Annotated in this window: 16 protein-coding genes; 5 read left to right on the forward strand and 11 right to left on the reverse strand. The window is 72.3% G+C overall.

The window, feature by feature from the left end; translation table 11 throughout:
- Positions 1–48: 48 nt before the first annotated feature.
- The 4 genes from ACFQ7Q_RS28955 to lipB all read right to left on the reverse strand — a co-directional run bounded on the left by ACFQ7Q_RS28955 (position 49) and on the right by lipB (position 3,123).
- Positions 49–753, reverse strand: a complete 705-nt coding sequence (locus ACFQ7Q_RS28955) for a DUF4191 domain-containing protein (RefSeq protein WP_376440925.1) — start codon at positions 751–753, stop codon at positions 49–51.
- Positions 754–763: 10 nt separating this feature from the next.
- A complete protein-coding gene (locus tag ACFQ7Q_RS28960; RefSeq protein WP_383560135.1) occupies positions 764–976 on the reverse strand; it encodes a hypothetical protein in 213 nt (70 codons plus the stop codon).
- A 265-nt stretch (positions 977–1,241) separates the two neighbouring features.
- On the reverse strand, positions 1,242–2,207 hold the full coding sequence (gene lipA, locus ACFQ7Q_RS28965; protein WP_329121353.1) for a lipoyl synthase: 966 nt from the start codon (positions 2,205–2,207) through the stop codon (positions 1,242–1,244).
- Positions 2,208–2,313: 106 nt separating this feature from the next.
- Positions 2,314–3,123 carry a lipoyl(octanoyl) transferase LipB gene (gene lipB / locus ACFQ7Q_RS28970; protein ID WP_383560137.1) on the reverse strand — a complete coding sequence of 270 codons (810 nt, stop codon included), beginning with the start codon at positions 3,121–3,123 and terminating at the stop codon, positions 2,314–2,316.
- Positions 3,124–3,423: 300 nt separating this feature from the next.
- Here lipB and ACFQ7Q_RS28975 point away from each other — a divergent pair, with 300 nt between their 5' ends.
- Positions 3,424–5,034: a regulator gene (locus ACFQ7Q_RS28975; protein ID WP_383560139.1), complete on the forward strand. Its 1,611-nt coding sequence runs from the start codon at positions 3,424–3,426 to the stop codon at positions 5,032–5,034.
- Positions 5,035–5,091: 57 nt separating this feature from the next.
- Here the strand turns inward: ACFQ7Q_RS28975 and ACFQ7Q_RS28980 are convergent, their stop codons facing one another.
- Entirely contained in the window at positions 5,092–6,504 is a 1,413-nt protein-coding gene (locus tag ACFQ7Q_RS28980) for an NAD(P)/FAD-dependent oxidoreductase (RefSeq protein WP_383560141.1), read from the reverse strand.
- Positions 6,505–6,679: 175 nt separating this feature from the next.
- On the reverse strand, positions 6,680–7,576 hold the full coding sequence (locus ACFQ7Q_RS28985; protein WP_383560143.1) for a TIGR01777 family oxidoreductase: 897 nt from the start codon (positions 7,574–7,576) through the stop codon (positions 6,680–6,682).
- Between the two features lie 46 nt (positions 7,577–7,622).
- On the opposite strand from ACFQ7Q_RS28985, the gene ACFQ7Q_RS28990 reads away from it, so the two are divergent.
- Entirely contained in the window at positions 7,623–8,123 is a 501-nt protein-coding gene (locus ACFQ7Q_RS28990) for a GNAT family N-acetyltransferase (protein ID WP_383560145.1), read from the forward strand.
- A gap of 78 nt (positions 8,124–8,201) precedes the next feature.
- Here ACFQ7Q_RS28990 and ACFQ7Q_RS28995 read toward each other — a convergent pair whose 3' ends face one another.
- On the reverse strand, positions 8,202–8,849 hold the full coding sequence (locus ACFQ7Q_RS28995; protein ID WP_383560147.1) for a TetR/AcrR family transcriptional regulator: 648 nt from the start codon (positions 8,847–8,849) through the stop codon (positions 8,202–8,204).
- A 137-nt stretch (positions 8,850–8,986) separates the two neighbouring features.
- On the opposite strand from ACFQ7Q_RS28995, the gene ACFQ7Q_RS29000 reads away from it, so the two are divergent.
- Together ACFQ7Q_RS29000 and ACFQ7Q_RS29005 are read left to right on the forward strand one after the other, a co-directional pair.
- Positions 8,987–9,772 carry an SDR family NAD(P)-dependent oxidoreductase gene (locus ACFQ7Q_RS29000; RefSeq protein WP_383560150.1) on the forward strand — a complete coding sequence of 262 codons (786 nt, stop codon included), beginning with the start codon at positions 8,987–8,989 and terminating at the stop codon, positions 9,770–9,772.
- A complete protein-coding gene (locus tag ACFQ7Q_RS29005) occupies positions 9,772–10,617 on the forward strand; it encodes an SDR family NAD(P)-dependent oxidoreductase (RefSeq protein ID WP_383560152.1) in 846 nt (281 codons plus the stop codon). Before ACFQ7Q_RS29000 ends, ACFQ7Q_RS29005 begins: the two co-directional genes overlap by 1 nt.
- 65 nt (positions 10,618–10,682) lie before the next feature.
- On the opposite strand, the gene ACFQ7Q_RS29010 is transcribed toward ACFQ7Q_RS29005, so the two are convergent.
- Entirely contained in the window at positions 10,683–11,201 is a 519-nt protein-coding gene (locus ACFQ7Q_RS29010) for a DUF4240 domain-containing protein (protein WP_383560174.1), read from the reverse strand.
- 99 nt (positions 11,202–11,300) lie between these two features.
- Here ACFQ7Q_RS29010 and ACFQ7Q_RS29015 point away from each other — a divergent pair, with 99 nt between their 5' ends.
- Positions 11,301–12,218: an SDR family oxidoreductase gene (locus ACFQ7Q_RS29015; RefSeq protein WP_383560154.1), complete on the forward strand. Its 918-nt coding sequence runs from the start codon at positions 11,301–11,303 to the stop codon at positions 12,216–12,218.
- Between the two features lie 262 nt (positions 12,219–12,480).
- On the opposite strand, the gene ACFQ7Q_RS29020 is transcribed toward ACFQ7Q_RS29015, so the two are convergent.
- The 3 genes from ACFQ7Q_RS29020 to ACFQ7Q_RS29030 all read right to left on the reverse strand — a co-directional run bounded on the left by ACFQ7Q_RS29020 (position 12,481) and on the right by ACFQ7Q_RS29030 (position 17,139).
- Entirely contained in the window at positions 12,481–13,419 is a 939-nt protein-coding gene (locus ACFQ7Q_RS29020; protein ID WP_383560155.1) for a helix-turn-helix transcriptional regulator, read from the reverse strand.
- Between the two features lie 63 nt (positions 13,420–13,482).
- Entirely contained in the window at positions 13,483–16,188 is a 2,706-nt protein-coding gene (gene aceE, locus ACFQ7Q_RS29025) for a pyruvate dehydrogenase (acetyl-transferring), homodimeric type (protein ID WP_383560156.1), read from the reverse strand.
- Between the two features lie 327 nt (positions 16,189–16,515).
- On the reverse strand, positions 16,516–17,139 hold the full coding sequence (locus tag ACFQ7Q_RS29030; RefSeq protein WP_383560158.1) for a GntR family transcriptional regulator: 624 nt from the start codon (positions 17,137–17,139) through the stop codon (positions 16,516–16,518).
- Positions 17,140–17,199 lie beyond the last annotated feature (60 nt).

Genomic DNA, 17,199 nt, shown 5'->3' on the forward strand with positions numbered 1-17,199 from the left:
CCCCGGAACCGATCGGTTCCGGGGCGCCCCTTCCTCGTGCAGAGATCGTCAGCGCATCTTTCCGCCGCGCGGCATCCGCATGCCCTTCGGCATCGGACCCTTCGGCAGGGGCATGTTGCTCATCAGGTCGCCCATCGCACGCAGCCGGTCGTTGGCCGCCGTCACCTGCGGGCCGGAGAGCACCCGAGGCAGCTTCAGCATGGTGGTACGGACCTTCTTCAGCGGCACCTGACCCTCGCCGTTGCCGACGACGATGTCGGTCACAGGAACGTCGACGACGATCCGGGCCATCCGCTTCTTCTCGGCCGCGAGCAGCGACCGCAGACCGTTCGGGTTGCCCTCGCCGACCAGCACGATGCCGGCCTTGCCGACCGCGCGGTGCACGACGTCCTGGTTCTTGTTCATCGCGACCGCCGGGGTCGTCGTCCAGCCGCGCCCGACGTTCTGCAGGACGGCGGCCGCCGCGCCGGGCTGGCCCTCCATCTGCCCGAAGGCCGCGCGCTCGGCACGTCGCCCGAAGATGATCGCCATCGCCAGCAGCGCCAGGATGAAGCCCAGGATGCCCAGGTAGACCGGGTGCCCGATCAGGAAGCCGATCGCGAGGAGTACGCCGAGAACGACGATGCCCACGCCCGCGACGACGAGCCCGACCTTGGGGTCGGCCTTCCGGGTCATCTTGTACGTGAGGGCGATCTGCTTCAGTCGCCCCTGGTTCGCAGCGTCACCGCTGCCCGTGTTTGCAGTCCTCGCCATGTCCTGAAGTTTACGTGGCCCGAGAAGTGCGACCGGCCACCGCCTCCATCACATGCTGGGCTTCGACCCGGTCCTTGGCCCGGCGACGGTCCTCCAGGACGGAGGTCCAGGCGTTCCGGCGGGCGGTTCGCTGGCCGCTGCCGAGCAGCACGGCCTCCACGGCCCGCAGGGCATCGGTGACGGACGGGATCGCGGTGGCGCGGACGTGGGTCGCGGCCTGCATGACGGGGTCCTCCCTCAAGCATGGATGAGATGAGGTGGGGGGCTGAGCGAGATGTCGCTCGTGTTGTGGCGGTGTGTGAACCCAGGCTCACAGATTGGTGTTACCAGCGCGTGACTCGGTGGTCAAACACTGATGAAACGTTGATGCGGCCATCCGTACGAACCCGTGAACGCCGTCGCGGCCCGTACGCACCCCCTGACCTGCGGGGGCGTACGGGCCGCGATGAATTCGGCCACTACTGGCCAGTAACTACTTGTGCTTGGATTCACACGGTCGGCGTGGTGGCCGTCTCGCCGCGCTTCTCCATCGCCTGCTGGTAGAGCCGGCCGGCGCGGTACGAGGAACGGACCAGCGGGCCCGACATCACACCGGAGAAGCCGATCTCGTCGGCCTCCTCCTTCAGCTCCACGAACTCCTGCGGCTTCACCCAGCGCTCCACGGGGTGGTGGCGCACAGACGGGCGCAGGTACTGCGTGATCGTGATCAGCTCACAGCCGGCGGCGTGCAGCTGCTGCAGCGCCTCGCTGATCTCCTCACGGGTCTCGCCCATGCCGAGGATCAGGTTCGACTTCGTGACCAGACCGTAGTCACGGGCCTTCGTGATGACGTCCAGCGAACGCTCGTAGCGGAAGCCCGGACGGATCCGCTTGAAGATCCGCGGCACCGTCTCGACGTTGTGCGCGAAGACCTCGGGGCGGGAGGCGAAGACCTCCGCCAGGAGCTCCGGCACCGCGTTGAAGTCGGGGGCGAGCAGCTCCACCTTCGTACGGCCGTCGGCGCGGCCCGCGGTCTGCTCGTGGATCTGGCGCACGGTCTCCGCGTACAGCCAGGCGCCGCCGTCCTCCAGGTCGTCGCGCGCGACGCCGGTGATGGTGGCGTAGTTCAGGTCCATCGTGACGACGGACTCGCCGACGCGGCGGGGCTCGTCACGGTCCAGCGCCTCGGGCTTGCCCGTGTCGATCTGGCAGAAGTCGCAGCGCCGCGTGCACTGGTCACCGCCGATGAGGAAGGTGGCCTCGCGGTCCTCCCAGCACTCGAAGATGTTGGGACAGCCCGCCTCCTGGCAGACCGTGTGCAGGCCCTCGCTCTTCACGAGGCTCTGCATCTTCGTGTACTCGGGACCCATCTTCGCCCGGGTCTTGATCCACTCGGGCTTGCGCTCGATGGGGGTCTGGGCGTTACGGACCTCCAGGCGCAGCATCTTGCGTCCGTCGGGTGCGACTGCGGACACGACCGGCTCCCTGTAGCTTCGATTCTTCGGCGCACACCAGGGTACGCCCGTTGTTCATGCGGTTTTGTTTACGCCTGGGCAACCTGTGGCCAGAGCCCGGCATTCCCTAGGCGTTCGCCTCTACGGGAGAGGTCTCGATCTCGCGCGGCTTCAGCTCCGCGCTCTCCAGGACCGCCTTCAGGTGCTTCTCCACCACCGGCAGGACCTCCTCGATGGTGACGTCCCGGCCGAGCTCGCTCGCCAGCGAGGCCACGCCCGCGTCCCGGATCCCGCAGGGGATGATCCGGTCGAACCAGGCGTTGTCCGGGTTCACGTTGAGGGCGAAGCCGTGCATCGTCACGCCCTTGGCGACCCGGATCCCGATGGCGGCCAGCTTGCGGTCCTCGCGGCGCTGGCCGGCGTTGGACGGGGCGTACTCCGGGCCGTTGAGCCGGGGGTCGAACTCCGGGTCGCTCAGCCGCGGGTCGAAGTCCAGCGAGAGTCCGCCGAGCGACGGGCGCTGCTCCACCGGATCGCCCAGCACCCAGACACCGCTGCGGCCCTCGATCCGGGTGGTCTCCACGCCGAACTCGGCGGCGGTGCGGATCAGCGCGTCCTCCAGGCGGCGCACGTGCGCGACGACGTCGACCGGGCGGGGCAGCTTCATGATCGGGTACCCGACGAGCTGGCCGGGGCCGTGCCAGGTGATCTTCCCGCCGCGGTCCACGTCCACGACCGGCGTCCCGTCCAGGGGGCGCTCGCTCTCCTCCGTGCGCCGGCCCGCCGTGTACACGGGCGGGTGCTCCAGGAGCAGACAGGTGTCGGTGATCTCGTCGGCGAACCGGGCGGCGTGCACCTCGCGCTGCTTGTCCCAGGCCACCTGGTACTCGACGGCGTCGTCGCCGAAGCCCAGACGGACGAATCGCAGCTCACTCACGGCAGTGCCTCCTCCTGGGTGCCCGTGCCGGGTTTCGGGGATCGTCCCGGGGCCGGCTCGGCACCATGCGTCATTCGCGCCCATGCCACTGTACGGCCGCCCGGTGGAAAGCCGTCCGGCAGGTGCGGAGGGCCGGGGACGAGGGCGTTTGCGTCAGCGACGGCCCTGATCCTCACACGATCGGATGAATGTGGGGCGAAGGAGGCGGTATGGGCGGTGAGGGCCGCTAAATTCACGCCGTTCCATGAGGGTCCATACGGGCTTGCTCCGGGGCCCGGAAGGCAGGAGACCGCACAGCTGATGACGGAACGACCCCCGCAGCGCATCCCGAACCGCCAGCTCGCCGCGCTCATCGCCGAAGCCGGGTTCTCCAACGCGGGTCTGGCCAGAAGGGTGGACCAGCTCGGCCTGGAGCACGGACTCGACCTGCGGTACGACAAGACCTCCGTGACCCGTTGGCTGCGCGGTCAGCAGCCCCGGGGCACCACTCCCGCCCTGATCGCGGAGGTCTTCACCCGGCGCCTGGGCCGTCGCCTCTCCGCGCAGGACCTCGGTCTGGACGCCTGCGCCCCCGTCTACGCGGGGCTGGAGTTCGCGGCGACGCCCGAGGAGGCGGTCGACATCGTCAGCGGGCTGTGGCGGAAGGACTCCGGCAGCCATGTCGAACTCCGCAAGATCGCCTTCACCCCGGCCGGGCTCGTGGTCCCGAGCCGGGACTGGCTGATCGGCCGGGCGGACGAACGGGTCGCCCGGGGGGACATCGTGGCGCCCAACGGTCGGCTCGGCCCGGACGGTCGGCTGGGCCCGGACGGTCGGCTCGGTTCGGACGGCCGTCCCGGCTCCGACGGCAGGGTCGCGGCGGAGGCCCGGCACGGCGCAGAGGCGCGTCCGGGCGGGGACGGGGGACGGCTCGCCACCGAAGCGCGCCGTCCGGTCCAGGACCCCCGGGTCCCGCCGCAGGGCCGGGTCTCCGTCCCCCGCCAGCGCGGCACCGACCGGGGCCCCGGGCAGCGGGTCTCCAGCGGTGACATCGCCGCACTCCGATCGGTCGGCGAGCTCTTCCGCACCCTCGACCACGCCTACGGCGGCGGCCACGCCCGCCAGGCGCTCGTGCGCTACCTGGAGCACGAGGCGGAGCCCATGCTGCGAGGGACGTACGGCGAGTCCGTCGGCCGGCGTCTCTTCGCCGCCGCCGCCGACCTGACGAGGCTGGCCGGCTGGACCTCGTACGACATCGCCGCCCACGGTCTGGCCCAGCGGTACTTCGTCCAGGCGCTGCGCCTGGCTCAGGCGGCGGGGGACCGCGCGTACGGCTCGTACGTCCTGATCACCATGAGCCGGCAGGCGGTGTACCTCGGCCACGGGCGCGAGGCCGTGCAGCTGGCGCGGGTCGCCCAGCAGGGCGTGGGCTCCTCCGCGCCGCCCGTCGTCCAGGCGCTGCTGCAGGCGGTGGAGGCCCGCGGGCACGGGGTGCTCGGCGAGGCGCGGGCGTGCAGCGCGTCCCTGGCCCGGGCCGAGCGGTCCCTGGAGGCGGCGCGGCCGGGCGACGACGTGCCGTACTGGGCGCGGCCCTTCGACGAGGCACAGCTCGCCGACGAGTTCGGCCACTGCCACCGGGACCTCCAGCAGTACCGCCCGGCGGCCCAGCATGCCGAACGCTCCCTCCAGCTGCGCGCGCCCGGGTTCGCCCGCAGCCGCCTCTTCTGCCGAGTGGTCCTCGCCTCGGCCCGGCTCGGCCTCGGCGAACTGGACCAGGCGTGCGCGCTGGGTGCGGAGGCGGCGCAGCAGGCGTCCGAGATGCGCTCGGCGCGGGCGGTCGAGTACGTACGCGACTTCGAACGCCGCCTGGAGCCGTACCGCGACGCGGCGGCGGTCCGCACGTACCGCGACCGCGTCGCAGCGATCGGCTGACCCGGACGGCCGCTCCCGCACGTCCGGGGCGCGGGGTGCAGGCCGTGTGGGCGGGGTTCAGGCGGCCTCTGTCGTCGGTTCCTCGTGGGCGGGGGCGCCCAGGTCCCTCAGGACCGCCTGGGCCGCTCGGCGGCCCGAGGACAGGGCTCCTTGCGGCGTGGACGTGTCGCGGTGGTCGCCGCAGACGTACAGGCCCGCCAGCAGCCGGACCGGCCGGCGCGGATCGTGAGGCGGAGGCATCGCCGGTATCGCGTCAGGGGTGTGGTGCAGGGCCAGCAGCTCCCACTCGTCCGTCGACATGCCGTACAGCGTCGCGAGGTGCTTGCGGACCCGCCGCTCGGTGTCGTCCGGCGGAGTGCCCAGGACCGTCGAGGTGACGAGCACCCGGCCCGCCGGCGCCCGCGTGGGATCGACCGCGCTCATCACCGCCGTGTGCGCGACCGGGCCGCCGGGGTCGGACTCCAGCAGCAGCACCGGGTCGGGTGTCGGCGCGGCCGGAGCGGTGTGGTGCAGCACGGTGACCGGGTGGAAGGAGGGGGTCCGCAGCCCGGGCAGCAGCTCGGCGGCCGTTCGCGCCCCCGTCGCCAGCACGACCGAGCGGCAGCGGAACACCCCGTGCTCCGCCGTCACGACCCGGTCGACCGCGATGTCCGTGACCCGGACGCCCGTACGGACCGTGCCGGACGGAAGCGTCGCGGCCAACAGGTCGGGCAGCGCGCCCGATCCGCCCTCCGGCACGCACAACCGCCCCCGGGCGAAGGCGCGCAGCGCCACATCGGCCCACCGGCTGGACGTCGCGAGATCGGGGTCGCCGAGCAGCGCGGCGACCAGCGGCCGCAGCACCCCCTGGACGGTACGGGCCGGCAGCCGGGCCGTCAGGGCCTCGTGTGCGGCCCGCTCCGGACGGGTCAACAGCCGCTGCACCGGCGTGGCCGCGAGCCGCGCCAGCGAGGCACCGAGCCGCGCCTGGTCGAGCGAGGCGGCCGGATGTCGCGGGGCGCTCGCGAGGGCGCGCGCCACCGTGAAAGCTCCCCCTACGCGCCGGGGGGCCTGGGGGGAGACCCGCCCCACGCCCCGAGGGCCCGGAGCGGACCCCCTCGCGGTGGCCCGGGCGCCCCGCGCGACCCCCACGCGCCAGGGCGCATGCGGGAACGGTTCGCCGACCCTGACGTACCGTCCGTCGCTGTGCACCAGCGCCCCCGGGGCGAACGGCCGCAGCGCCACCCCGCCCAGTCCTGGTGTGCGGCACAGCTCCGCGTACGAGGCGGTCAGCAGCGGCCCGACCCGGTCGAGCCGGAAGCCGTCGACGTCGTCCGTGGCCATCCGGCCGCCGACCCGCGGCCCGGCCTCCAGGACAGTGACGCCGATCCCGGCGCTGGTCAGCCGGTGGGCGGCCGTGAGCCCCGCGATCCCGGCTCCCACGACGACGACGTCCGTGACGACGTCCGAATTGCGTGCGGTACTGAGCACGTGCCCCTCCCCAGGTCGGCGCGGCTGGTGGGGTGCCTATGCCCCCAACAGACCCCAGGAATGCCCGCGTTCGCATTCAGGGCCTGCCAGCCTAGGCAGCGCTCCCACGGGTGCCAGCAGCGCGCGACGGGGTGCACGAAGCACGGGGTCGCACACGCCGCGCTCCCGCCCGTGGTCAGGCGGCGGCGCGGATCGCCTCGTCGATCGTGGGGAACGCGAAACGGAAGCCGGACTCCGACAACCGGCTCGGCAGCACCCGCTGACTGCCCAGCACATCCTGTGCGAAGTCGCCGAGTACGAGCCTGAGCGCCGGCGCGGGGACCGCGAAGAGCGTGGGACGGCGCAGGACGCGGCCCATCGCCGCGGTCACCTCGCGGTTGGTGACCGGTTCGGGGGCCGTCAGATTCACCGGGCCCGAGAGGGAGTCGGTCTCGATCAGATGCCGCAGGGCGGCCACCTCGTCGTGCAGCGAGATGAAGCTCCAGTACTGGCGGCCGTCGCCCATCCGGCCACCCACCCCGGCGCGGAAGACCGGGAAGAGCCGGCCCCACGCCCCACCCTCGCGGGCCACCACCAGACCCGTGCGGGCGTACGCGACCCGGATGCCGGCCTCTTCGGCGGGGACCGCAGCGGCCTCCCACTCCACGCACACGGAGGGCAGGAAGCCCTCGCCCGCCGGTGCGCTCTCGTCCACCGCGCGTGAGCCGGTGTCGCCGTAGTAGCCCAGCGCCGTGCCGCACACCAGGACCTTCGGCGGATCCGCCAGCGAGGCGAGGGCCTGCGCGATCGCGGTCGTACCGAGCACGCGGCTGTCGCGGATCTCCTTCTTGTACGCCTCGTTCCAGCGGCGCTCACCGACACCGGCACCCGCCAGGTGCACGACCGCGTCGACGCCGACGAGCCCCGCCACGTCCACGTACAGTCGCGCGGGGTCCCACTCGACCTCGTCCGCGGTCCGGGCGGGCCGCCGCACCAGACGGGACACCTGATGGCCGTCGGCGCGCAGTGAGCGCACCAGGGCGGAGCCGATGAGTCCGGAGGCGCCGGTGACCGCGATTCGGGAGCGTTGCATGGGGACATCCTGCCCTTCCCGGTCCGCACATGGCACAGTTGCCGACATGATCGCGCCGGAGACGCACATACGACGGGCCCTTCCCGCCGACGAGGACGCTCTCGGGGAGCTGGACCGCACCACCTGGTCGCCGCTGCACGCCGTGATGCCCGCGGCGGAACCCCCGTACGAGCCGTTCTTCGACGAGCGGCACCGGCCCGAGGACTATCTGGTCGCGGAGCAGGGGCGGGCCGTCGTCGGCTATCTGCGCCTCGTGCCGCCCACGCCGCTCGCCAGCAACGCGCACGTCCGCCAGATCCAGGGCCTCGCCGTCGCCGAGAGCGCCCGCGGCCAGGGCGTGGCCCGCGCGCTGCTGCGCGCCGCCGTCGAGGAGACCCGGCGACAGGGCTGTACCCGGCTCACCCTGCGCGTCCTCGGCCACAACAAGCCCGCCCGCGCCCTCTACGAGTCCGAGGGCTTCGCGGTCGAGGGCGTCCTGCCCGGCGAGTTCTTCCTGGACGGCGCGTACGTCGACGACGTCCTCATGGGACGCGCGGTGACGCCGTAGGTCGCGACCGGACGGCCTCGCCGGACTCGGCGAAGCCCTGCACGCCCGCCGGTACGCCGCGAGGCGCGGACGGCGTCCTCAGGCGTGCCCGGCCGTCCGGGGTGTCAGCGGGCCCATTCCGCCCATCAGTTCGCGCAGGCATCGCACCGCCAGCTCGGCCGGTGCGCCCTTGCCCCGTACCGGCGCGTCCGTCTCCGCCCAGGCCTCCAGGGCCACCCGGATCGCGTCGGTGGCCGCCGCCGCCGCGAGGCGTACCTCCAGCGGGTCGGCGTCCGGACCCGCCAGCTGGGCCACCACGGCCAGCAGCTTGTCCTCCGACTCCTGGTTGACCCGGTACCAGACCGCCCGCAGTGCCGGATCCGTGGCCGCCGCGCGCAGCAGCCCCCGCGTCCACCGCAGCCCCTCCGCGGCCTCCTCGTCGGCCGCCGCGAGCGCCTCCCTGATCGACCGTTCCAGCGCCGCCGGCACCGTCGAGCCCGGCTCCGCCGCCGCGAGCGACTCGCGCCAGCGGTCCGCGCCGCCCGCCAGGAGCGGGGCGACGGCGTCCTGCTTGGAGCGGAAGTAGCGGTAGAAGGTCCGCAGGGCGACCCCGGCGCGCAGGGCGATGTCCTCGGCCGTCGTGCCGTCGGGGCCGTGCTCGGTGAAGAGCTCGGCCGCGGCCCGGGCGATGTCCAGCTGGGTGGCGGCCTTGCGGCGCTCCGTCAGGGAGGGGGGCTTGGTGCTCACCGTACGAAGGGTACGCCCCGCCCCTGCCGACCATGCATTTCATGCAACTGTGGCAAACCGTGCCACTTAGGCGTACGGTGTCCGTACATCGCGAGACTCGCCATCGAGAGCCTCGTCGTCGAGAGGTCGGACAGGACATGAACCGCTACGAAGGACGCCGCGCACTGGTCACCGGTGGCGGCTCCGGCATCGGCCAGGCCACCGTGCTGCGCATACTCGCCGAGGGCGGCGTCGTCGCCGCCGCGGACATCAGCGAGGACGGGCTGAAGGACACCGTCGCCAAGGCGGGCGCGGGCGGCGACCGTCTGACCACCGTCGTCATCGACGTCGCCGACGAGACCTCGGTACGCGCTGCCGTCGCCACCGCCGTGGAGACGCTGGGCGGCCTCGACGTCCTGGTCAACGCGGCCGGCATCCTGCGCTCCTCGCACACCCACGAGACGAGCCTCGACTCCTTCGAGCGGGTCGTCAGGACCAACCTGACCGGCACCTTCCTGGTGATCCGCGAGTCGATCCCCGCGCTCCTGGAGGGCAACGGCTCCGCCGTGGTCAACTTCTCCTCCACCTCGGCGACGTTCGCCCACCCCTACATGGCCGCCTACGCGGCCAGCAAGGGCGGCATCCAGTCCATGACCCACGCGCTGGCCGCCGAGTACGCCAAGCAGGGCATCCGCTTCACCGCCGTCCAGCCCGGCTCCATCTCCTCCGGCATGACCGACGGCACCGGCGCCAGCCGCCAGTCCGTCGGCCCCGGTCTGCCCGAGGACACCGACTGGTCCCTCTTCGCCAAGCTCGCCCCCGCCCTCGGCCAGGGCTTCGCCGGCCCGGAGACCGTCGCCGGTGTCGTGGCCATGCTGGCCAGCGAGGACGGGAAGTTCATCACCGGCACCGAGGTCCGCGTCGACGGCGGGACCCACTTCTGATGTCCTCCCTCGCCGCACGTGTCTTCGGTGGGAGGACCGCCGTCATCACCGGCGCCTCCTCCGGCATCGGCGCCGGGCTCGCCCGTCACGCCGCCGGACTCGGTATGAGGCTGGTCCTCGCCGACATCGCGGCCGAACGCCTCGCCGCCTTCGCCGACGAGCTGCGCGCGGCCGACACCCGGCCCGAGGTCGAGACCGTCGTCACCGACGTCGCCGACCCGGCGTCCGTCGACGCCCTCGCCGACCACGCGTACACCCGCTTCGGCGCCGTCGACCTCCTGGTCAACAACGCCGGGATCATGGCCATGGGTTACTCCTGGGAGATCCCGGCCGAGCGCTGGGACGCGATGCTCCGGATCAACATCGGCGGCTACGTCAACGGCATCCGCTCCTTCGTTCCCCGGATGCTGGAGCGCGGCGAGCGGGCCTGGGTGGTGAACGTGTCCTCCATCGGCGGCCTGCTGCCCAGCCCGCTGATGGCGCCGTACAGCGTCACCAAGTTCGGGACGCTCGCGCTGACCGAGTCGCTGCACTACGAGATGCGGATGAAGGGCGCCCCGATCCAGGTGTCCGTGGTGACCCCCGGCGCGGTCAAGAGCGAGATCTTCCGGGCGGCGCGCCCCGGCGCGGACGAGGCGCCCGAGGTCACCGGATTCTCCGACCACCTCCAGACCATGAGCGACGAGCGCGGTCTGACCCCCGAGGAGCACGCGGAGCGGGTCTTCGCGCAGGTCGCGGAGGGGAAGTTCTGGGTGGTCCCGCAGCCCGACACCCTTCGCGAGGCGCTGCCGGCGCGGACGGACATGATCCTCGGTCAGGTGGATCCCGAGCTGCGGCTCGGCTGACGGACCGGTACGGACCCGGGGTGGGGACGGCCCCCCGGGTCCGTACCTTCCACGGAGCCCGCGGTCTAGCCGCCGAAGCGCTCCCACAGCCGTGGATAGCGCGCGGTGAGCGCCGCGTCGTCCTCCAGATCGAACGCCACGCCCTCCGGCTCCGCCGGCTGCGGCGGAATCCCCAGATCCGGCGCCTCCGCGCCGGTGAGCTGCTCGTACGCCTCGTCGGCGGCGAAGCCCAACTCCTCGCCGTCCCCGTCGATCTCCTCGTCGAACTCGACCAGCAGCTCGGCCAGCGCGTCGGGATCGTGCACGGCGCCCTCGAAGACCTCGCGGCCCTGCCCGATCAGCCAGCAGCGGAAGTAGTCGAAGGCGTCGTCGCCCGCCCCGTCGAGCAGTACGGCCGCCGCGCCCCACAGATCCCAGCGGTACGCGCGGTTGTAGCGGGCCTCGAAGTGGCGGGCGAAGTCGAGCACGGAGTCGGGGTCGAGCTGCAGCAGCCGCTCGACGAGCAGGTCGGCGTGTTCCTCGGGGTCGCCCTCGGCGGCCTCGCGGGTGGAGTCGATGATCTCCCAGAACTCCGTCTCGTCCATCACGGACCAAGCATCGACCTTGGGGGAGGGCGACGCACCCGGAAACAACCAAAATGAAACCGGACAGGAGATGTCGTACTTTCCTGTCACGCTCGTTCCATGGAGACGGAGACGAAGCCGCTCGGCGGCAGGATCGCACTGGTCGCGGGCGCGACGCGGGGTGCCGGACGGGCCATCGCCGTGGAGCTCGGCACGGCGGGCGCCACCGTGTACGTGACCGGGCGCACCACCCGGGAGAAGGTAAGCGAGGTCGGCCGTACGACCGAGACCATCGAGCAGACGGCCGAGCTGGTGACGGCGGCCGGCGGCGAGGGGATCGCCGTTCCCACCGACCATCTGGAGATCGACCAGGTCCGGGCGCTGGTCGAACGGATCGACAGGGAGCAGGGCCGGCTCGACGTCCTGGTGAACGACGTCTGGGGCGGCGAGCACCTGATCGAGTTCGACAAGAAGGTCTGGGAGACCGACCTGACGGGCGGTCTGCGGATGCTGGAGCTCGGCGTGAAGACGCACGCGATCACCTCCCGGCTCGCGCTGCCGCTGCTGATCAGGCACCCCGGGGGGCTGGTCGTGGAGATGACCGACGGCACGGCCGCGTACAACACCCGGTTCCGGAACAACTTCTTCTACGACCTCGCGAAGTGCGCGCCCCTCCGGATGGCGTTCGCCCTCGCCCACGACCTCGAGAGCGTGGGCGGTACGGCCGTCGCGCTCACGCCGGGCTGGCTGCGCTCCGAGCAGATGCTGGCGGCCTTCGAGGTCACGGAGGAGAACTGGCGCGACGCGATCGAGAGGATCCCCGGCTTCGCGATCGCCGAGTCGCCGGTGTACGTCGGCAGGGCGGTGGCGGCGCTCGCGGCGGACCCCGACCGGGCCCGCTGGAACGGCCGGTCGCTCGACAGTGGCAGCCTCGCCCGCGAGTACGGCTTCACGGACGCGGACGGCTCCCAGCCGGACGCGTGGGGCTACCTGATCGCGGACGAGACGGGCGAGCCGGACGCGGCGGACTACCGCTAGGCCGCGGGGGCACGCCATGGGAGGGGCGGGTCCGGTCGCCGGTGGCGCGCAGCCCGTGGCCCGGGCGTGCCGAGTGCGGGTGCCGCCTCAGCACCCCGGCCGCGCACGCGGCCCGGCCGCCTGCGGCCCCGAGGCCGCAGCGCCGCCGGCCGTGGGGCCTCGGGTCGCCGCGCGGCGGTCGGGAAGCGGGTGGCGGGGGCCGGTCCGGGCGCCCCCGCCCGCCAGCCGCTGCCCCCGGGCGCCCCCCCCAGGACGGCCCCGTTCAGTCGTAGAGCGCTCCGAGTTCCCGTGCCGCCTTCGTGAAGCGGGTTCGTAGGGACTGGGGGGCGAGGATCTCCGCCTCCGGGCCCAGGGTGAGCAGCTGGCTGAAGGCGACCTCCTCGTTCTCCACGCGGAGCGTCGCCGTCAGCCGGCCCTCCGCGTCCGTCGAGGCGGACGCCAGCGCCTCTTCCGCCGCCGCCCGGTCCGTCGCGTACGGCAGCCGCCGCGCCCCCGCCTCCGAGAGCCGCAGGACGACCTCGGCGCGCAGGATCGAGCGGGCGAACTCCGCCGCCCGCTCCGCCCAGAAGGCGGGCAGGTCGAACTCCTCGTCCCGTTCGAAACGCTCCCCGCCGAGGGCCACCGCCGCGAAGCGGTCCACCCGGTACGTGCGGAACGCCGTGCCCGAGCGCGCGCACAGGTACCAGACCCCGGCCTTCAGCACGAGACCGTACGGCGCCAGCTCACGATCCACCTCGGTCTCCCCGCGCCGGTAGCGGGCGGAGATCGTCCGGTCGTCCCAGACCGCCTCCGCGATCGGGGCGAGCAACTCGGGCGTCTCCGGCTCCTGGTACCAGCCGGGCGCGTCCAGATGGAAGCGCTGCGCCGCCGACTCCGGGGCGTCGCGCAGCGAGGGCAGCAGGGCGGCCGAGACCTTCAGACGGGCCGCCGAGGCCGCGTCGTCGAGCCCCATGTCCCGCAGCGCGCCCGGCAGTCCGGACAGGAACAGCGCCTCGGCCTCGCCGCGCGCCAGGCCCGTCAGCCGGGTGCGGTACCCACCGATCAGCCGGTACCCGCCCGCCCGACCTCGGTCCGCATACACCGGAACCCCCGCCTCCGAGAGGGCGAGGGCATCGCGGGTGATGGTCCGCTCGGACACCTCCAGCTCCGTGGCCAGTTCGGCCGCCGTCATCGACGGACGGGACTGGAGCAGCAGGACCATCTTGATCAGCCGGGCGGCACCCTTGCCTCCAACTGGGGTCCCGCCACCGACAGTCGGACCTCGTCAGAGGCCGTAGCGCTCGCGCGCCTCCTTCACGGCCGAGGCCGGGACCTCGCCGCGGCGGGCGAGCTGGGCGAGGGCCGCGACGACGATCGACTGCGCGTCGACGCCGAAGTGGCGGCGGGCCGCCTCGCGGGTGTCGGAGAGACCGAAGCCGTCCGCACCGAGCGAGGACCAGTCCTGCTCGACCCACTGGGCGATCTGGTCGGGGACCTGACGCATGTAGTCCGAGACCGCGAGGACCGGGGACTCCACGCCCTCCAGCGCCCTGCGGATGTACGGGACCTGCTCCTCGCCGCGCAGCAGCGCCGCGTCGGACTCCAGCGCGTCGCGCCGCAGCTCCGTCCACGAGGTCGCGGACCACACGTCGGCGCCCACGCCCCACTCGGCGGCGAGCAGCTTCTGCGCCTCCAGGGCCCAGTGGATCGCCGTACCGGAGGAGAGCAGCTGGATCCGCGAGGCGTTCGCCGGCAGGTCCAGGCCGGCCGACTCCGCCGTGTTGAAGCGGTACAGGCCCTTGATGATGCCCTCGTCGGCACCGGCCGGCTTGGCCGGCTGCGGCATCGGCTCGTTGTAGACCGTGAGGTAGTAGAAGACGTTCTGGTCCTCGCCCTCGGCGGCCTCGCCGTACATCCGGCGCAGACCCTCCTTGACGATCGCAGCGACCTCGTAGGCGAACGCCGGGTCGTAGGACAGCGCCGCCGGGTTGGTGGCCGCGATCATCGGGGAGTGGCCGTCCGCGTGCTGGAGGCCCTCACCGGTCAGCGTCGTACGGCCCGCGGTGGCACCGACGAGGAAGCCGCGGCCGAGCTGGTCGCCCAGCTGCCACATCTGGTCGGCGGTGCGCTGCCAGCCGAACATCGAATAGAAGATGTAGAAGGGGATCATCGCCTCGCCGTGCGTCGCGTACGACGACGAAGCGGCGATGAAGTCCGCCATCGAGCCGGCCTCGGTGATCCCCTCGTTGAGGATCTGGCCGTTGACGGCCTCCTTGTAGTACATCAGCTGGTCGCGGTCGACCGGCTCGTACGTCTGGCCCTTCGGCGAGTAGATGCCGAGCGACGGGAACAGCGACTCCATACCGAAGGTACGGGCCTCGTCCGGGACGATCGGGACCCAGCGCTTGCCGGTCTCCTTGTCGCGGATCAGGTCCTTCACGAGGCGGACGAACGCCATCGTGGTCGCCATCGACTGCGTGCCGGAGCCCTTGTCGAAGGCGGCGAACGCCTTCTCGGCCGGGGCCGGCAGCGGGGCGAGCGGCTGGACGCGACGGGCCGGGGCCGGGCCGCCGAGGGCGGCGCGGCGCTCCTGGAGGTAGCGGACCTCGGGGGAGTCGACGCCGGGGTGGCCGTAGGGCACCACGCCGTCGACGAACTGCGCGTCCGAGATCGGCAGGTCGAGCAGGTCGCGCATGTTCTTGAACTCGTCCACCGAGAGCTTCTTCATCTGGTGGTTCGCGTTCTTGGAGGCGAAGCCCTCGCCGAGGGTGAAGCCCTTGACGGTCTGCGCGAGGACGACCGTCGGAGCGCCCTTGAACTCCAGCGCGGCCTTGTACGCGGCGTAGACCTTGCGCGGCTCGTGGCCACCGCGCGAGAGGTGGAAGCACTCCAGGATCTTGTCGTCGCTCAGCAGCTGCGCCATCGCGACGAGCGCCGGGTCGGAGCCGAAGAAGTCCTGGCGGATGTAGGCGGCGTCGCGGGTCTGGTACGTCTGGACCTGCGCGTCCGGGACCTCGCGGAGGCGGCGGACGAGGGCGCCGGTGGTGTCGAGCGCGAACAGCTCGTCCCAGGCGCCGCCCCACAGCGACTTCACGACGTTCCAGCCGGCACCGCGGAACTGGGCCTCCAGCTCCTGCACGATCTTGAAGTTGGCGCGGACCGGGCCGTCGAGGCGCTGCAGGTTGCAGTTGATGACGAAGGTCAGGTTGTCCAGACCCTCGCGGGCGGCGAGTGCGAGTGCCGCGGTCGACTCGGGCTCGTCCATCTCGCCGTCACCGAGGAACGCCCACACGTGCGAGGACGAGACGTCCTTGATGCCGCGGTTGGTGAGGTAGCGGTTGAAGCGCGCCTGGTAGATGGCGGAGAGCGGGCCCAGCCCCATGGAGACGGTCGGGAACTCCCACAGCCAGGGCAGGCGGCGCGGGTGCGGGTAGGAGGGGAGGCCGTTGCCGCCCGACTCCTGCCGGAAGTTGTCGAGGTGCGCCTCGTTGAGGCGGCCGTCGAGGAAGGCGCGGGCGTAGATGCCGGGGGAGGCGTGGCCCTGGATGTAGAGCTGGTCGCCGGAACCGGCGGCGTCCCCGGACTCCTTGCCCTTGAAGAAGTGGTTGAAGCCGGTCTCGTAGAGCCAGGCGGCGGAGGCGAAGGTGGCGATGTGGCCGCCGACGCCGTGCTTGGCTCCGCGGGTGACCATGGCGGCCGCGTTCCAGCGGTTCCAGGCGGTGATCCTCCGCTCCATCTCCTCGTCGCCGTCGATGACGGGCTCCGCGGAGGTGGGGATGGAGTTGACGTAGTCGGTCTCCAGCAGCTTGGGCAGGGCCAGGCCCGCGCCCTCGGCGTGCTGCAGCGTGCGGCGCATCAGGTAGGCGGCCCGGTGAGGGCCGGCGGCCTTGGTGACGGCGTCCAGGGAGGCCGCCCACTCGGCGGTCTCCTCGGTGTCACGGTCCGGGAGCTGGTCGAGCTCACTCGGAATCTTGCCTACGGGATCGGTCATGATCGCCGCCTTCCGGACAGATGGGGGTGGAGAAGGGGTGCCTTGTCTGGCAGGACAGGGCGAAGGGCCGGGTAGCGGCCCGCCGAAGACTCTAAGCCGCCGATCGATGATCGATCAAAGGGTTGAAGGGGAAAACCTCTTCAGATCGAGAAAGTCGGCACAGGGTGCCGCGAAAAGGGGCACCCGGTGCCTTGTTTTCGCAGGTGGGAGGGCGGATGAGAGGGGGGTCGCACGAATGAGCGGACCCACCGGGGGTGGGTCCGCTCAGGGAGGTGCTCAGGAAGATTCGGGGGATCCTCGGGCGGGATCGGGTCGTACGGGGCTGGTTCAGGCTCTCGGCGCGCAGCCGAGGACATGGGCCTTGACCAGGGCGCCGATGTTCGGATCGCCGCGGCGGAAGGCCTCCACGAGCTCCTGGTGCTCCTCCGCGTACGACTTCTGGACCGTGCCCAGCCAGCGGATCGACAAGGCCGTGAACACCTCGATGCCCAGGCCCTCCCAGGTGTGCAGCAGCACGCTGTTCCCGGCGGCCTTCACGAGCTCCCGGTGGAAGGCCACCGTGTGCCGTACCTGCGCCGTCCCGTCGGCCGTCCGGTCCGCCTCGTAGAGGGCCGTCACATGCGGCTCCAGGGCGGAGCAGTCTGCCGCGAGACGCTTCGCCGCCAGCTCCGCCGCGATCTGCTCCAGACCGGCCCGGACCGGGTAGCTCTCCTCCAGGTCGGCCGCGGTGAGGTTCCGTACCCGTACGCCCTTGTTCGGCGACGACTCGATCAGCCGCAGCGACTCCAGCTCGCGCAGTGCCTCGCGCACCGGCGTCTGGCTGACCTCCAGTTCCGTCGCGATACGGCGCTCGACGATCCGCTCGCCCGGCTTCCAGCGACCGCTGACGATGCCCTCCACGATGTGCTCGCGGATCTGTTCGCGCAGCGAGTGGACGACGGGCACGCTCATGAAGCCGCTCCTTAGGGACGCGTTGACACCCAAGACAATACGGCGGCGCCCCCCCCCGGA

Source organism: Streptomyces sp. NPDC056527, from assembly GCF_042794475.1.
Classification (GTDB): Bacteria; Actinomycetota; Actinomycetes; order Streptomycetales; family Streptomycetaceae; genus Streptomyces.

Bases quoted from the DNA above. Each gene is read 5' to 3' on its own strand.
- ACFQ7Q_RS29000 (WP_383560150.1), top strand. From the start codon at position 8,987: ATGAACCGCTACGAAGGACGCCGCGCACTGGTCACCGGTGGCGGCTCC.
- ACFQ7Q_RS28985 (WP_383560143.1), bottom strand. From the start codon at position 7,576: ATGCAACGCTCCCGAATCGCGGTCACCGGCGCCTCCGGACTCATCGGC.
- ACFQ7Q_RS28975 (WP_383560139.1), top strand. From the start codon at position 3,424: ATGACGGAACGACCCCCGCAGCGCATCCCGAACCGCCAGCTCGCCGCG.
- ACFQ7Q_RS28990 (WP_383560145.1), top strand. From the start codon at position 7,623: ATGATCGCGCCGGAGACGCACATACGACGGGCCCTTCCCGCCGACGAG.
- ACFQ7Q_RS29010 (WP_383560174.1), bottom strand. From the start codon at position 11,201: ATGGACGAGACGGAGTTCTGGGAGATCATCGACTCCACCCGCGAGGCC.
- ACFQ7Q_RS29020 (WP_383560155.1), bottom strand. From the start codon at position 13,419: ATGGTCCTGCTGCTCCAGTCCCGTCCGTCGATGACGGCGGCCGAACTG.
- ACFQ7Q_RS29030 (WP_383560158.1), bottom strand. From the start codon at position 17,139: ATGAGCGTGCCCGTCGTCCACTCGCTGCGCGAACAGATCCGCGAGCAC.
- ACFQ7Q_RS28960 (WP_383560135.1), bottom strand. From the start codon at position 976: ATGCAGGCCGCGACCCACGTCCGCGCCACCGCGATCCCGTCCGTCACC.
- aceE (WP_383560156.1), bottom strand. From the start codon at position 16,188: ATGACCGATCCCGTAGGCAAGATTCCGAGTGAGCTCGACCAGCTCCCG.
- ACFQ7Q_RS28955 (WP_376440925.1), bottom strand. From the start codon at position 753: ATGGCGAGGACTGCAAACACGGGCAGCGGTGACGCTGCGAACCAGGGG.
- ACFQ7Q_RS29005 (WP_383560152.1), top strand. From the start codon at position 9,772: ATGTCCTCCCTCGCCGCACGTGTCTTCGGTGGGAGGACCGCCGTCATC.
- ACFQ7Q_RS29015 (WP_383560154.1), top strand. From the start codon at position 11,301: ATGGAGACGGAGACGAAGCCGCTCGGCGGCAGGATCGCACTGGTCGCG.